Here is a 13,417-nt window from a genome sequence, read left to right on the forward strand (position 1 = left end):
TGATTACTCCCGGTTCGGTGGCGTCACCGGGCGAAATTGCGAAGCTGGCACGGCAGTACCCTGCGCCGGTGTGGCCACGCCAGCGCCCGGCGCGGTGCCCGATACAGTGCCTGCCGGATTGGTCGCAGGGTTCGCAGAGCTTGAACGCGAGGCGCCCGGACGATTGGCAGCGCCATCGTTCGATGCGCCCGGCGCGGCGTTGGCCGGTGGCGGCGCCTGGACCGGCATGGTGGCCATGCTGCCACCTGCCGGCGGCTGACCGCCCACCAGTGGCGGCAACAGCGGCGCGCCCAGGTCGCGCAGCAGCGGCGACGTTTCTGGCCGGCCAGCCGCGCCAGCGGCGCGCATGAATTCGTAGCGGTCCATCGCGATCGAGTTCGACGCATCCTTGCTGCGCACCACGACCGGGCGCAGGAACACCATCAGGTTGGTCTTGTTGCGCGTGCGGGTGCGGTACTTGAACAGGTTGCCCAGCACCGGGATGTCGCCCAGGCCGCGCACTTTTTCTTCACCGTCACCCTCGGTGTCTTCGATCAGGCCGCCCAGCACGATGATCTGGCCATCGTCGGCCAGCACATTGCTTTCGATGGCGCGCACATTGGTCGTCAGGCCCGAGGCCAGGTTGCGGGTGGACGCATCGACGCTCGAATTCTCGTGGTAGATGGCCATCTTGATGGTGCCGCCTTCCGAGATCTGCGGGCGCACCTTGAGCAGCAGGCCAACGTCTTGCCGCTCGACCGTCTGGAACGGGTTGCCACTGTTGTTGCCCGACGTGGTGTACGAACCGGTAATGATCGGCACGTTCTGGCCGACCTTGATGGTGGCCAGTTCGTTGTCGAGCGTGATCAGGTTTGGCGTCGACAGGATATTGGCGTTGCCATCGTTTTCCAGTGCGCGGGCCACGGCGCCAAGGCCGAGCTCGCCGCCGATCTGGCGGAACAGGCCGAAGGTCAGGCCCGACGGCACGCTTGGCGTGGTCGTCGCGCTCGTGCCCTGGCTGGCAGCCAGCGCCAGGTTGACGATGCTGCTGCTTGAGCCGCCACCGGTGTAGTTCTGCAAGCCGCCGAAGCGGTATTTGCTGTCGGAGTCGCCCGTGGCGCCGACCCATTGCACGCCGAATTCGGACGCCTTGTTGGACGTGACTTCGACCACCAGCGCTTCGATATACACCTGGGCGCGGCGCACGTCGAGCTGGTCGATGACCGAGCGCAGGTTGCGGTAGACGGCGTCCGGTGCGGTGATGATCAGGCTGTTGGTCGAGGCATCGGCCTGGATGAAGCCGGAACCCTGGCCGCCGCCGGCGCCGCCCGCATTGGCGGTCTGCTGGCTTTGCTGGCCGAAGGTGTTGCCGGTGCCGCCCATGCCGGTGCTGCTTTGCTGGCCTTGCTGGCCGCCCAGACCGCCGGCGCCGCCGCCCTGGCTGCTGCCGGTGGCCGACGTGATCGAACTGCCCGCCGTGCCCTGCTGCTGCACCGGCACGGCCGAAGCATCTTGCGAGACGACCGCGCGCAGCGTTTGCGCGACGCGGCTGGCGTCGGCATTCTTCAGGTAGACGACGTGGATATTGCCGCGACTCGAGCTTTCTTGATCGAGGCGCGCGATCAGGCTCTTGGCCAGATTGGCGCGGGCCTGCGACGGCGCGCGCACGATGACGGCGTTGGTCCGCGGATCGGCCAGCACCGTGACGCGGCCCGAGTCGCCGCCAGCGGCAGGTTCCATCAGGCGCGTGACGAGTTGCGCGATATCGCTGGCGATGGCGTTGCGGATCGGGATCACGTCGAGCTCGGCCGCCACCGGCGCGTCGAGCGCGGCGATGATGCGCGCCAGGCGGCGCAGGTTGTCGGCGTAATCGGTCACGACCAGGGTATTGTTGCCCGGGTTCGCCATGATCGAGTTGTTCGGCGAAATCAGCGGACGCAGCACGGCGGTGAGGTTGGCGGCCGATTCGTACGACAGGTAGAACACCTGCGTGGCGATCTGGTCGCCGGTGGCCTTGCTCGAGCGCACGCCGCCCACTTGCGTGGGTGACGATTGCAGCTTGGCTTCAGCCTCGGGCACCACCTTGGCGTAACCGTCGCCGCTGGTGACCACTGCAAAGCCCTGCAGGCGCAGGGTCGACGTCAGCAGACCGAAGGCTTCGCTCTTGCTGAGCGACTTTTCGGACACCAGCGTGAGCGTGCCCTTCACGCGCGGGTCGATGATGAAGGTCATGCCGGTGTAGTGGCCGATCGCCTTGATCACCGATTCGATGTCGGCATTCACGAAGCTGAGCGCTGCGGCGTTCGCAGTCTCTTGCGCGGATGCCGACAATGGCAGGGCCAGGGTCGTGACGACGGCGGAGGCGGCGCAGCACAGCATGGCGCCGGCGGCAAGACGGCGCAGGGCCGGAAGTTCAAGGTGCGCGAAGGTGGTGTGGTCTGTTTTCTTCATTATCTGAACTCGAGTGCGATTACGTTTTTGCCGTTCACCATCCGGCGCTGTCCCAGCAGATTCAACATGGTTCCCAGAGTGTCTTCATAGCCATCGGCGGCCGCTGCCTGGCCTGAAAAGCGCAGGCGGCCGTTCTGCAATGTACCGGCACCCGACAGCAGCAGGGCGCCGCGCACGGTACGCAGCGTCAGATCGGCCTGCGGTCCGCGCCAGTCCATGATCATTTCGTAGCTGCCCAGCGGCTTGATGGGCGACATGCGCGAACCCATGTCGCTCATCGACAGCGTGGTGCGACCCTGCAGCGTCACGATGTTTTGCTGGCGCAGCAGGTCCAGCGTATTCCAGGAAAGCCGGATGCGGCCGGTCGGCGCCAGCGTATTGAGCGGCGCGCCCAGACCCGCCAGCCCCTCGGCCGGCAGCAGGAGTTCGCCGGCATTGACCTGCCACTGCGACCAGCTGCCCTGCACGCGCACCGGGTTGGCCAGCGCCTGCGGATTCTCGAGCGTCATGTTCACGTTGCCCAGCACCACCAGCGGCGACAGGGTCCAGGCAAAACGGCCTGGGAGCAATGGCGTGACTGCACCGCCCTGCCCTGGCGCGCCGCCGATAAAGGCCGAGCCGCGCCAAAGCGTACCCTGCGCATCCCCCAGCGTCAATCGACCGCCGGTCTGGCGTTCGACCATAGGGCCAAGCCAGGCCGCCGGCAGGAATGCCAGCACCGTTGCCACCACGGCCAGCGCCACCAGCAGGCCCCACGTCAGCGCCCGCCTCATGCAGCCGGCTCGATGCTTTGACGCAGCGTGAGCGTGGCATCGACCTGGCCAAGGGCATCCTTGGCGGTAAATTGCGCATCCTGCACCAGCAGGCGGCTGTCGCGGCGTTGCGCGTCGAGCCAGGCCATCAGGTTGGCGAACGAGACGCCATTGAGTTGCACCTTGGTGTATTCGCCACTGACCGACAGCGATGCCGGATTCAGGCCGCTGGCCGTCATGCTGGCGGCCAGCGCTTCGCGCGTGACAGGTGCGACGGCCGGCGCCGGCTGGGCTGCGACAGCGCGCGCCTCGGCCGCCAGCGCATCGAGCTGCGCAGCTTGCTGGCGCAGCTCGGGCAGCGCGCGGCGCAATTGTTCGCGCCCGGTGAGCGCTGGCTCAAGCAGCACGAGGTACAGCAGCGCCAGTGCCACCACGCCGCCGCCGACGAGCAGGAACTTGCGTTCTTGCGCGGTGCGCGCGATCCAGTAGCCGCCCACGCGTTCGCGCAGGCCGCTCAGTTTGCCGATGGCGCTCATGGCTTGGCTCCTGTGCTGCGGATCAGCCAGGTGGTCGCGTCGGGCGACTCCAGGCTGAGGTTACGTGACGCCAGGGACGACCGGAGCTGGTCGGCCATGCCGGGGTTGGTGGACTCTGGTTTGACGCGCACGGTGAGGGTCCGTTCGCGGTAATCGATTGATGCAATCGCAGGCGGCACGCCCAGCGTGCGTATCGCTTCGCCGAATGCGGCGGCGATCCAGTTGAATTCGTTGCCCGCCACCTGGCCGCTGCCGGCCTTGGCGCGGTCGATGTTCTGGCGCATCTGCGCGACCGGATCGATGGCCGGCTGGTTCGGGTACACCGAGCGGAACGTTTGGCTCATCTGCAGGCGCACGGCATCGGCTTCGCGCTTCAGGCCCAGCCATTCGATATTCAGGCCGATCAGGTTGATCGCCACGGCCGCCAGCGCCAGGCGGATCGGCCAGCGCCAGCGGCGCCAGTCGCGCTGCGCGACGCCGGCCGTGCCCAGGCCCGGTACCAGGTCAAGCACGGGGCCGGTGCTGCCCCTGGCGCCGGCGATCCAGTGCGCCCAGTCGTCGCTTTCCAGCGTGATGCCGGGGCCGGCTTCGGCCACCAGCGCATTGTATTCACCCAGCTGTTCACGGTCGACGTACAGCACGAGCGGCGCATCGCCCGACAGCGCGCGCGCCGTTTGCAGCGCCATCACCGGGCTGCCGTCGAGCGCCAGGCCCAGGCCATCATATTGGCTTTGGCGCAGGATCAGTTCGCCGTTGCCGACGGCGGCGCTGACGCTGCCCGGATGCAGCGGCAGGCACAATTGCTCCGGGATTGCCGCGATCTGGCGCGCACCGAGCGCGAGCAGTGCCCGCACCAGCGGCTCGAGCCAGGCTTGCTGCACCACGGCCACCGGACGGCGGCCATCGGGCTGCACGGGGCCGGCCACCAGCACGCAATCGAGCGGGTCGCCCAGGACATGTTCTTCGACGAGCGCCGGCAGCGCCGCGCGCAGGCGAGCGCCGGCCAGCGGCGGGGCTTGCACGGACAACAGCGTGACGTCGCTGGCGGCCAGCACCAGCACCACGCGCCGGCTGGCGGCAACGACGTCGCCCAGATTGCGCAGCACGCCCTCGCCCTGCTGGCCGATGGCACCATTGTCGCCGACCAGCGCGAAGCGGCACAGGGCGCCTTCGCCCTGGCTGCGTGCCGGATGCCGGATATAAAGAGTACTCAAACTGTCTCGCTTTCTTCTCAGTTCTGGCGGGTCCAGATCACGTTCACACTACCGGGGTTGACCAAGTTGCCGCCGACTCGCACCAGCGATTCGGCGTCCAATGCGGCGCGGTCGAGCCGGATCCGGCTCTGGACCAGGAAATACGTGCTCTTGACGGTGATCTTCGGCTCAGCCTCAGGCGACGGGTTCTGCAACACAGTCTTGAACTTGGCGATGTCGTTCCACGGCGACCGCTGGCGCTGCGCAACAAGCGAATTGGCTTCCGACATCGAGCTTCCCGGCAGCACCGCAGCCAGCACTTCGGGCGACGCGGTATTCACGTTCACGTTCGTATCCGACGCCGGCAGCACGATCACGAATGGCCGAAGGCGCTCCACCGCCTCGGGCTTAAGACCTGGCACCATCAGCAAATCATCGACCCGCTCCAGCCGCATCGGCGCCCCGGTGCGCGGCTTCTGAGGCACCGGGGGCACGCCTTCTTGCGGCGGCTCGGCGACCAGGGGCTGACCGGCGGCAACGAACTCGGCGATCGGACGCGCCAGCCGTGCTTCGAGGCGCAGATTGGTCAGCAGATTGCGCATGACTTCCAGTTGAATGAGGTCGACCTTGCCGCCCTTGGCCAGATTGTTCAGATTGTAACGCGCCGTGGCGTCCAGAACCTGCCCCGACAGCGACGCGTCGAAGTTTTCGCCCTGCACGCGCTCACGCTCGATGTACTGGTCGAGCCGGGTTTCGGCCAGCGGCGTGGCCCAGACCTGGTCGAGCGATGTGTAGTTGCTATTGTTATTGACACGCAAAATCACGCTGGCCCAGTCGAGCGCGCCGCGCTGGATCCATTTGGTCTGCGACTGCAGGCGCTGGTTTTCCATCGAGCGCACCTGCACCTGCTGCTGCCAGAACAGGCTGGCGACAATGGAGATCGCAAGCGTGGTCAGCAGCATGGCGGTCACGACGGCGACGCCCCGCTGGCGCGTGAGTTGTGGATGCATCAGGTGCCTCCCAGCAGGAATGCCTTGACCATCGGCTGGGCCAGGCCCTGCACGGTCAGCGCCACCTGCACGCCGCTCGGGTCTTGCGCACTTTTGGCAGGCAGCTCTGGAATCGTAGGGTCCACGGTCCCGCCGCCCACGGCCGTTGGTTCATTGCGCCAGGCATTGTTCTGCCAGCCCTGCACCTGCATGCCGAGCACGCCGACCTGCAGCACGACGGACGGCGAATTCTCGGCCGCCGCATCGGATGCAATGGCTTGCCACAATTGCTCGATCTGGATCAGGTCGCGCGTGCCGGGCGACTCGCGCCGCACCAGCTGGCCTGCCACGACGCGGTAGCTGACCACTTGCAGGCGCGACGGTTCATTTTCGACAAACACCTTGCGCACGAGGGTCAGGCGGTCGGTATCCCACAGCAGCGCGGGACGCCCGGCCAGGATGTCGTTGCCGGCCGCGTGCTCGCAATCGTTTTCCATTTGCGCAAAGGCCAGTTGCATGCCGCGCGTGGTTTCCATGTCGGCGGTCAGCGCCACGCGCGCGCGGACGATGCCGTCCAGGCCGCGCCAGCCGAGCACGGCCACCATCGCGAGGATGGCGATGGCCACCAAGAGCTCGACCAGGGTAAAGCCCGCAGGGCGTCGCCTGCTGCTTGGGATCCGCGTCATACCGGGGAAGGCCTCAGAACCAGTTGGATCAGTTTGACAATGCGGCGGCCGGGCTTGTCGACGTCGAACACCGAGACTTCGATCCTGCGCAATAGCGGATTCGGGCTGGTCAGGACTTCTTCTTCGCACATCAGGTTCAGGCCGCCTTGCGGGCACGGGAAGCTGCGCTTGCCCACTTCGGGGAACTCGCGGCCAAGGCGTATCTGCACGAGCCGGTTCTCGGCCGACCAGGTCGCCATCATCGACGCGCGCAAGCCCTGGCTGTTGGAGGTCAGGCTGCCGACCGCGCGCAGGGCGGCGGACAGCGCGGTGCCGACGATAACGAGCGCCACCAGCACTTCGAGCAGCGTGAAACCGGCGGCACGGCGGGAAACTGGGCGCATGGTGGTGGGGGACGTCATTCGACAGTGAAGTGGCCGACGCCATCGGCGCGGATCGCGACCGTGTTGGCGCCTTTGGCCATCGTCAGCACGAATGGCCGGTCGACTGGCTCGCGCCCGAACGTGATGCGCAGCATGTCGGGGTTGCCGGTGCCGGTCGGCTCCAGGATCAATTGCAGGGGTGAATTTTTGAATTCACGCTCGCGCAGCAGGTCGTCGCGCGTGACCGGCTCCCAGCCGGCGTCGCCGCGCACCATGAAGCGGTAGCGCTCGCCATTGGCCTCGAACGCGACCAGTCGGTTGCGCACAATCGCTTCATCGCGCGCCAGTTGCAGCAGCAGCGCCAGGCGCTGCGCTTCTTTATCGAGGTCCTGGCGTGGACTCGGGATGGCGTTGAGCGTGGCCATGCCCAGCGTGAGGCCGATGATGACCATCACGACCAGCAGCTCCACCAGGGTGAAGCCGCGGGTGCGCGCTGCGCGCATGGCCGGCATGGCGATGACTTAGTCCCAGGAACCGACGTCGGTGTCTTCGCCAGTGCCACCCGGCTGCCCGTCGGCGCCGTAAGAGAACACGTCGACTTCGCCCTTGACGCCCGGCGACAGGTATTGGTAGGCGTTGCCCCATGGGTCTTTTGGCAGCTTCTCGATGTAGCCGCCTTCTTTCCAGCCATTGGCCGACGGGCCCGAGGTCGGCTTGGTGGTCAGCGCGGTCAAGCTCTGCTCGGTGGTCGGATAGCGCTGATTGTCGAGTTTGTAGAGCTTGAGCGCCTGCATCATCGTGGCGATGTCGACCTTGGCAGCCGTGACGCGCGATTCACCCGTACGGCCCAGCAGCTTTGGCACGACCAGCGCGCCAAGAATGCCGATGATGACCACGACAACCATGATCTCGACCAGGGTAAAACCGCGTGCACGACCTGTGCTGCGCGTGTTGCGCTGAGTACGTTGAAAATTCATAAGCTCTGTGTGATGACAAGGAAATCGATGGAACCGGAACAGTATAAGCCCGAAATATGACAAGCGTACCGGTGAAAAGTACGCAATTGTATGTCACGTTCACCCGCACACCACGTTTCGCGCCGCCCGTTAAGACACCGCTAATCAACAGTGTTGCCGCTCTCACCATGGCGCGCCGCGCACACCGGACACGCCGGGTTGCGCGCCACGCCGATGGCGGTCCATTCCATGTACTTGCCGTCGAGCATCAAGAGGCGCCCGATCAGCGGTTCGCCGATGTCCATGATGAGTTTCATGGCCTCGGCAGCCTGGATTGCGCCGACCACGCCGACCAGCGGCGCGAACACGCCCATGGTGCTGCACGCCACATCTTCGAAGCCACTGTCTTCGGGGAACAGGCAGGCGTAGCACGGCGCGGCCGGGCGGCGCGCGTCGAACACGGCCAGTTGGCCGTCGAAGCGGATCACGGCGCCCGACACGAGCGGCGTGCCGGCCGCCACGCAGGCGCGGTTGACGGCGTGGCGGGTGGCGAAGTTGTCGCTGCAATCGAGTACGACCGTGGCAGCGCGCGCGAGTTCCAGCAGCCGCCCGGGGCCGGCGCGTTCGCGCAGGGCGGTGACCTCGATGTCGGGGTTGATGGCCAGCAGCGCGGCGCGGCCAGAGTCGACTTTCGGCTCACCGATGCGCCCGGTCGTGTGCATGACCTGACGCTGCAGGTTGGTCAGGTCGACGGTGTCATCGTCGACCAGCGTGATGTGGCCGATGCCGCCGGAGGCCAGGTAGAGCGCCGCTGGCGAGCCCAGCCCGCCGGCGCCGATGATGACGACGTGCGCATCCAGCAGGCGCTGCTGGCCTTCGATGCCGATGTCGTCAAGCAGGATGTGGCGCGAGTAGCGCAGGAGTTGGTTGTCGTTCATGGGTGAAGCATCGTACGGTGGTGATTGGACGCCGGATCAGCCGGCACGTGAATGGCACCGTCCACGCCACACCATTGCATCGTACGGTGGTGGTTGGATGCCGGATCAACCGGCACGTGTCCGGTAGGGTGAACGGCTCTGCCGTCCACGCGGTGATCGCCAACGGTGCCGTTCACGGGCGGGATGATGTCGCCGCCAACCATCACAGCGTGGACGGCGTAGCCGTCCACGCTACGCCATTGCGGCAGATGGTTGGCCACGATGTCATGCGGTACGTGAACGGCACCGTCCACACCATTGCGGCAGGTCACCAATCACTTCTTGGGCGGCGCATGCAGCTCGGGTGGTTTGTTCTCCGCGCCCGGCAAGGGCGGCGGCGCCGGCTTGTCTTCGACCGGCTCACCCTTGGCCAGCGTCACCTTCAGGCCCTTGAAGTGATTGATGGCCTGGGCCAGCTGGAAATCGTCCTTGCTGCCGAACTCGAGCGGCTTGCGGTCTTTCAGCAGCGCCAGCGCGCGCTGTTGCTGGGCCAGGCTCGCCGCCTGGTCGTTGGTAGCAGTTTTTGGCTGCTCGCCTTCGGCCACCAGGTGGCGCTGCAGATCCGATTCGCGTACGCGCAGGGCATTGAGCAGGTCACCCTCCGCTGTTTCGTCCACCCGCAGATCGGGCTGCACACCCTTCGCCTGGATCGGTCGCCCTTTTGGCGTGTAATAGCGCGCCGTGGTCAGCTTGATCGCCGTGTCAGGCGACAACTGGCGCAGCGTCTGCACCGAGCCCTTGCCGAACGTGCGGCTGCCCATCACGATCGCACGCTGATAATCCTGCAGCGCGCCGGCGACGATTTCCGAGGCCGATGCCGAGCCGCCATTGACCAGCACTACCATCGGCACGGTCTTGAGCCCGGCCGGCAGCCCCGCCAGCGGATCGCCGCTCTGGGCATAGAATTCGCGCCGGCCATAGAACGACTGGTTCGAATCCGGCAATTGGCCTTTGGTGCTGACGATCACTTGATCGGCCTGGGGCAGGAAGGCCGCCGTGACGCCGATCGCGCCCGGCAGCAGGCCGCCGGGGTCGTTGCGCAGGTCGAGCACCAGGCCCTTGATGTCAGGTTGTTCGGCGTACAGTTCTTTGGTTTTTTTGGCCAGCTCGTCGAGGGTGTTTTCCTGGAACTGGCTGATGCGCAGCCATGCGTAGCCGGGCTCGACCACCCTCGCCTTGACGCTGACGACCTTGATTTCGCGGCGGTCCAGCGGCACGACCCACGGCTTGTCGTCGCCGGGCCGGGCAATGGTGAGCGTGACCTTGCTGCCGACCTTGCCGCGCATGCGCTTGATGGCGTCGTCGGACGACATATTGCGCACCGGGACATTGTCGATCCGGGTGATCAGGTCGCCCGACTTGATGCCGGCCCGGAACGCGGGCGTGTCCTCGATCGGCGAGACGACCTTGATGTAGCCGTCTTCGTTCGAGATTTCAACGCCCACGCCGACGAACTTGCCCTGCACCGCTTCGCGCATGTCGCGAAAGGCTTTCTGGTCGAGGTACACGGAGTGCGGGTCGAGCGAGGCCACCATGCCGCCGATGGCTTCGGTGAGCAATTTCTTGTCTTCGACCGGCTCGACGTAGTCGGTCTTGATCAGGCCATACACATCGGCCAACTGGCGCAGCTCGTCCAGGGGCAGCGACGTGGCAGTGCCTGTTTTTTGTGCATAAGCGGACAACTGGAACGATGCCGCCACGCCCAATACCATCCCCACGCCGACCAGTCCGAACCCCTTTGCTTTCATGCCCATGTGTACCCTGTGGTGACCTTAGAACCGGACCCAGCCTGCCGGGTCGAACGCCTTGCCATTTCGCCTGAGCTCAAAGTATAGCCCCGATTCTTCGTTACCACCGGTGTTGCCGGCACTGGCCACTGCCTCGCCTGCGCGCACGGTGTCGCCCGGGCGTTTGAGCAGCGCCTGGTTGTAGCCGTAGATCGACAGGTACTCGCCGCCATGGTCGATGATGATGAGATTGCCGAAGCCCCGCATCCAGTCGGCGTGCACGACGCGGCCCGGGGCCACGGCGCGCACTTCGGTGCCTTCGGGCGCTTTGAAGAAGGTGCCTTTCCAGTTCGGACCATCGCCGCGGCGGGTGCCGAAACGCGCGACGACGCTGCCATTGATCGGGCTGTTCATGCGGCCCTTGAGCGCCGTGAACGAGCCGGATGGCGCTGCCGGGCCCAGCACGACTTCTGGTGCTGGCGCCGGTTCGGGCCGGGTTGGCACTGGCCGCGGCTGTTCGGCCACGACCGGGGCTTCCTTGACCGGCGCGGGGAGCGGCGCCGGCAGCGGTTCGGGCTTGACGCCCGGCTTGGCGTTGGCGTTCTGGCGCGCGATGCGTTCGCGTTCGCGCTCCCGCTCGGCGCGCCGTTCGGCCGCCGCCTTGGCGCGCGCCAGCGCCAGCACACGGGCTTTTTCATCGGCCTCGGCCTTGGCTTTCGCCTTCGCGGCGGCCGCAGCCGCAGCCGCCACCTGGCGCTTGCGCTCGGCTTCGGCCTGTTCGCGGATCAGGCGCGCCAGCCGGTCGACGAGACCGGACATGCGCTCTTCGTCGCCCTTCAGGCGGTCGGCCTGCTTGCGCTGATCGGCCAGCTTGGTCGACAGCGTGCCCAGCAGCGCCGCGCGGCGCGCCTTTTCCTTCTCGAGCATGGCTTTCTGGTCGAGTTGTTCCTGGGCGATTTCTTCCAGCTCTTGCTGGGCGTTTTCAACCTTGTCGCGGTTGACTTCGACCTGCGCCAGGTTGCTGCGCACCGAATCGAGCAGGCGCGCCTGGGCCTGCGACACGTAGGCCATCAGTTGCAAGTCGCGGCTGATGCGGTTCGGGTTATCCCCCGACAGCAGCAGCTTGATCCGGTCTTCGTTGCCAGCCACATAGTGCTCGCGCAGCAGTTTGGCCAGCTGCTGTTGCTGGGCGCCGATGGTCTGCGCCAGCTGGGATTGCTGGGTGGCCAGCGCTTGCAGTCGGGTTGCCGTCGTATCCTGTTCCTCGGCCAGATCGCGCAGCGCGCGGTTGGCGTCGGAAATGGCGGCCTCGGACTCGGCCAGCGTGTCGGCCGCGTCTTCCTTGGCGCTTTCGGTCTGGTTGATATCGCGCTTGATGGCCGCCAGCTGCTGCTGGATGCCGGCGCGCTGCTTCTCGGCCACCGCTTTCTGGCGGCTGCGCTCGGTCTGGCGCTGCGCCCACGCGTCCGACGCGAACGCGCCGGACAGCGCGACCGCCAGCAGTGTGCACAACAGCTTGCTGCCGGCGTCCTTCATGGTTGGCAAACGCAAAAGATTACTTCGCCTTCCCTTGGTTTGCGACAGCGGCCATGGCAGCGGCAATCGCCGCCTGGTCACCCAGGTAGTAGTGCCTGATCGGCTTGAGGTCGGCGTCGAGTTCGTACACGAGCGGCTGGCCGTTCGGGATGTTCAGGCCCACGATGTCGGCGTCGCTGATGTTGTCGAGCATCTTGATGATGGCGCGCAGGCTGTTGCCGTGAGCCGAAATCAGGATGTTCTTGCCGGCGCGGATCGCCGGGGCGATCTCGTCGTTCCAGGCCGGCATCACGCGCGCCACGGTGTCTTTCAGGCATTCGGTCAGCGGAATCTGGCTCTCGTCCAGGCTGGCGTAGCGCGGGTCGCCAAACGACGTGCGCGCATCACCCTTCTCGAGCGCCGGCGGCGGCGTGTCGTAGCTGCGGCGCCAGACCAGCACCTGCTCGTCGCCGAACTTGGCGGCGGTCTCGCCCTTGTCGAGGCCCTGCAGGGCGCCATAGTGGCGCTCGTTCAGGCGCCAGTCGTTCTTGACCGGCAGGTACATCGCATCCATCTCGTCCAGTGCCAGCCACAGCGTGCGGATCGCGCGCTTGAGCACCGACGTGTAGGTCAGGTCGAAGGTGAAACCGGCCTCCTTGAGTGCGCGGCCAGCGGCCTTTGCTTCGGCCACACCCTTGGCAGTCAGGTCGACGTCGACCCAGCCGGTGAAGCGGTTTTCGAGGTTCCAGGTGGATTCGCCATGGCGCATGAATACGATTTTGTACATGAAAGCTCTTTTCGCAAAATTTCTGGTTGATGTCCGGTCCAGCATCTATTTTATAATGCCCCGATTCAGTTCAACCAATCGGAACCCTTGTGAAATTCATTATCGATAACATTTTCCTCGTGGCGATCGCCGTTCTCGCTGGCGGCGCGCTGTTGTGGCCAGCCCTGGCACCGCGCGGAAAACGCGCGTCGCCGCTGCAACTGACGCAGATGATCAACCGCGGCAAGACGACGATCGTCGACGTGCGCAGCAGCGAAGAATTCGCCGCTGGTCACCTGCGCGACGCGAAACACATCCCGCTGGCAGACTTGGGGGCTCGCATCGGCGAACTGGACAAGTCGAAAACCCGGACCGTCGTCATGGTCTGCCAGACCGGCGCACGCAGCGACAAGGCAGCCCGTCAGTTGCAGGCAGCCGGTTTCGAGGACGTTCACAGCCTGGAAGGCGGCCTGGCGGCCTGGAAGGCTGCAGGCTTGCCGCTCACCAAATAAACCGCCCCATCGAGTC

Annotated in this window: 14 protein-coding genes; 1 reads left to right on the top strand and 13 read right to left on the bottom strand. The window is 66.0% G+C overall.

The features are described from left to right. Window positions 1-3: 3 nt before the first annotated feature. The 13 genes from gspD to gpmA all read right to left on the bottom strand — a co-directional run bounded on the left by gspD (window position 4) and on the right by gpmA (window position 12,910). The gene (gene gspD, locus RCH14_RS07955) at window positions 4-2,430 is read right to left on the bottom strand and encodes a type II secretion system secretin GspD (protein ID WP_343025602.1); all 2,427 of its coding nucleotides are present in this window, start codon (window positions 2,428-2,430) and stop codon (window positions 4-6) included. Further along, window positions 2,430-3,203: a type II secretion system protein N gene (gene gspN / locus RCH14_RS07960; protein ID WP_343025603.1), complete on the bottom strand. Its 774-nt coding sequence runs from the start codon at window positions 3,201-3,203 to the stop codon at window positions 2,430-2,432. Before gspN ends, gspD begins: the two co-directional genes overlap by 1 nt. Then, the gene (gene gspM / locus RCH14_RS07965) at window positions 3,200-3,718 is read right to left on the bottom strand and encodes a type II secretion system protein GspM (RefSeq protein WP_343025604.1); all 519 of its coding nucleotides are present in this window, start codon (window positions 3,716-3,718) and stop codon (window positions 3,200-3,202) included. The genes gspN and gspM overlap by 4 nt, the downstream gene beginning before the upstream one ends. Next, on the bottom strand, window positions 3,715-4,932 hold the full coding sequence (gspL, locus tag RCH14_RS07970) for a type II secretion system protein GspL (protein WP_343025605.1): 1,218 nt from the start codon (window positions 4,930-4,932) through the stop codon (window positions 3,715-3,717). Before gspL ends, gspM begins: the two co-directional genes overlap by 4 nt. A gap of 17 nt (window positions 4,933-4,949) precedes the next feature. Further along, the gene (gene gspK / locus RCH14_RS07975; protein WP_343025606.1) at window positions 4,950-5,921 is read right to left on the bottom strand and encodes a type II secretion system minor pseudopilin GspK; all 972 of its coding nucleotides are present in this window, start codon (window positions 5,919-5,921) and stop codon (window positions 4,950-4,952) included. Then, a complete protein-coding gene (locus tag RCH14_RS07980) occupies window positions 5,921-6,586 on the bottom strand; it encodes a prepilin-type N-terminal cleavage/methylation domain-containing protein (RefSeq protein WP_343025607.1) in 666 nt (221 codons plus the stop codon). The genes gspK and RCH14_RS07980 overlap by 1 nt, the downstream gene beginning before the upstream one ends. Beyond that, on the bottom strand, window positions 6,583-6,969 hold the full coding sequence (gene gspI, locus RCH14_RS07985; protein ID WP_343025608.1) for a type II secretion system minor pseudopilin GspI: 387 nt from the start codon (window positions 6,967-6,969) through the stop codon (window positions 6,583-6,585). The genes RCH14_RS07980 and gspI overlap by 4 nt, the downstream gene beginning before the upstream one ends. A 14-nt stretch (window positions 6,970-6,983) precedes the next feature. Then, the gene (gene gspH, locus RCH14_RS07990) at window positions 6,984-7,460 is read right to left on the bottom strand and encodes a type II secretion system minor pseudopilin GspH (RefSeq protein ID WP_407070063.1); all 477 of its coding nucleotides are present in this window, start codon (window positions 7,458-7,460) and stop codon (window positions 6,984-6,986) included. A 9-nt stretch (window positions 7,461-7,469) separates the two neighbouring features. After that, window positions 7,470-7,925: a type II secretion system major pseudopilin GspG gene (gspG, locus tag RCH14_RS07995; RefSeq protein ID WP_343025609.1), complete on the bottom strand. Its 456-nt coding sequence runs from the start codon at window positions 7,923-7,925 to the stop codon at window positions 7,470-7,472. Window positions 7,926-8,065: 140 nt separating this feature from the next. Then, a complete protein-coding gene (locus RCH14_RS08000) occupies window positions 8,066-8,842 on the bottom strand; it encodes a molybdopterin-synthase adenylyltransferase MoeB (RefSeq protein WP_343025610.1) in 777 nt (258 codons plus the stop codon). A 314-nt stretch (window positions 8,843-9,156) separates the two neighbouring features. After that, complete coding sequence (locus tag RCH14_RS08005) at window positions 9,157-10,635, bottom strand: S41 family peptidase (protein ID WP_343025611.1); 1,479 nt, start codon at window positions 10,633-10,635, stop codon at window positions 9,157-9,159. 18 nt (window positions 10,636-10,653) lie between these two features. After that, window positions 10,654-12,144: a peptidoglycan DD-metalloendopeptidase family protein gene (locus RCH14_RS08010; RefSeq protein WP_343026024.1), complete on the bottom strand. Its 1,491-nt coding sequence runs from the start codon at window positions 12,142-12,144 to the stop codon at window positions 10,654-10,656. Between the two features lie 19 nt (window positions 12,145-12,163). Then, window positions 12,164-12,910, bottom strand: a complete 747-nt coding sequence (gene gpmA, locus RCH14_RS08015; RefSeq protein WP_343025612.1) for a 2,3-diphosphoglycerate-dependent phosphoglycerate mutase — start codon at window positions 12,908-12,910, stop codon at window positions 12,164-12,166. An 89-nt stretch (window positions 12,911-12,999) separates the two neighbouring features. On the opposite strand from gpmA, the gene RCH14_RS08020 reads away from it, so the two are divergent. Then, the gene (locus tag RCH14_RS08020; protein WP_332531916.1) at window positions 13,000-13,401 is read left to right on the top strand and encodes a rhodanese-like domain-containing protein; all 402 of its coding nucleotides are present in this window, start codon (window positions 13,000-13,002) and stop codon (window positions 13,399-13,401) included. Window positions 13,402-13,417: the final 16 nt, after the last annotated feature.

This window comes from Massilia sp. MP_M2 (assembly GCF_039123635.1).
Lineage (GTDB): Bacteria > Pseudomonadota > Gammaproteobacteria > Burkholderiales > Burkholderiaceae_D > Telluria.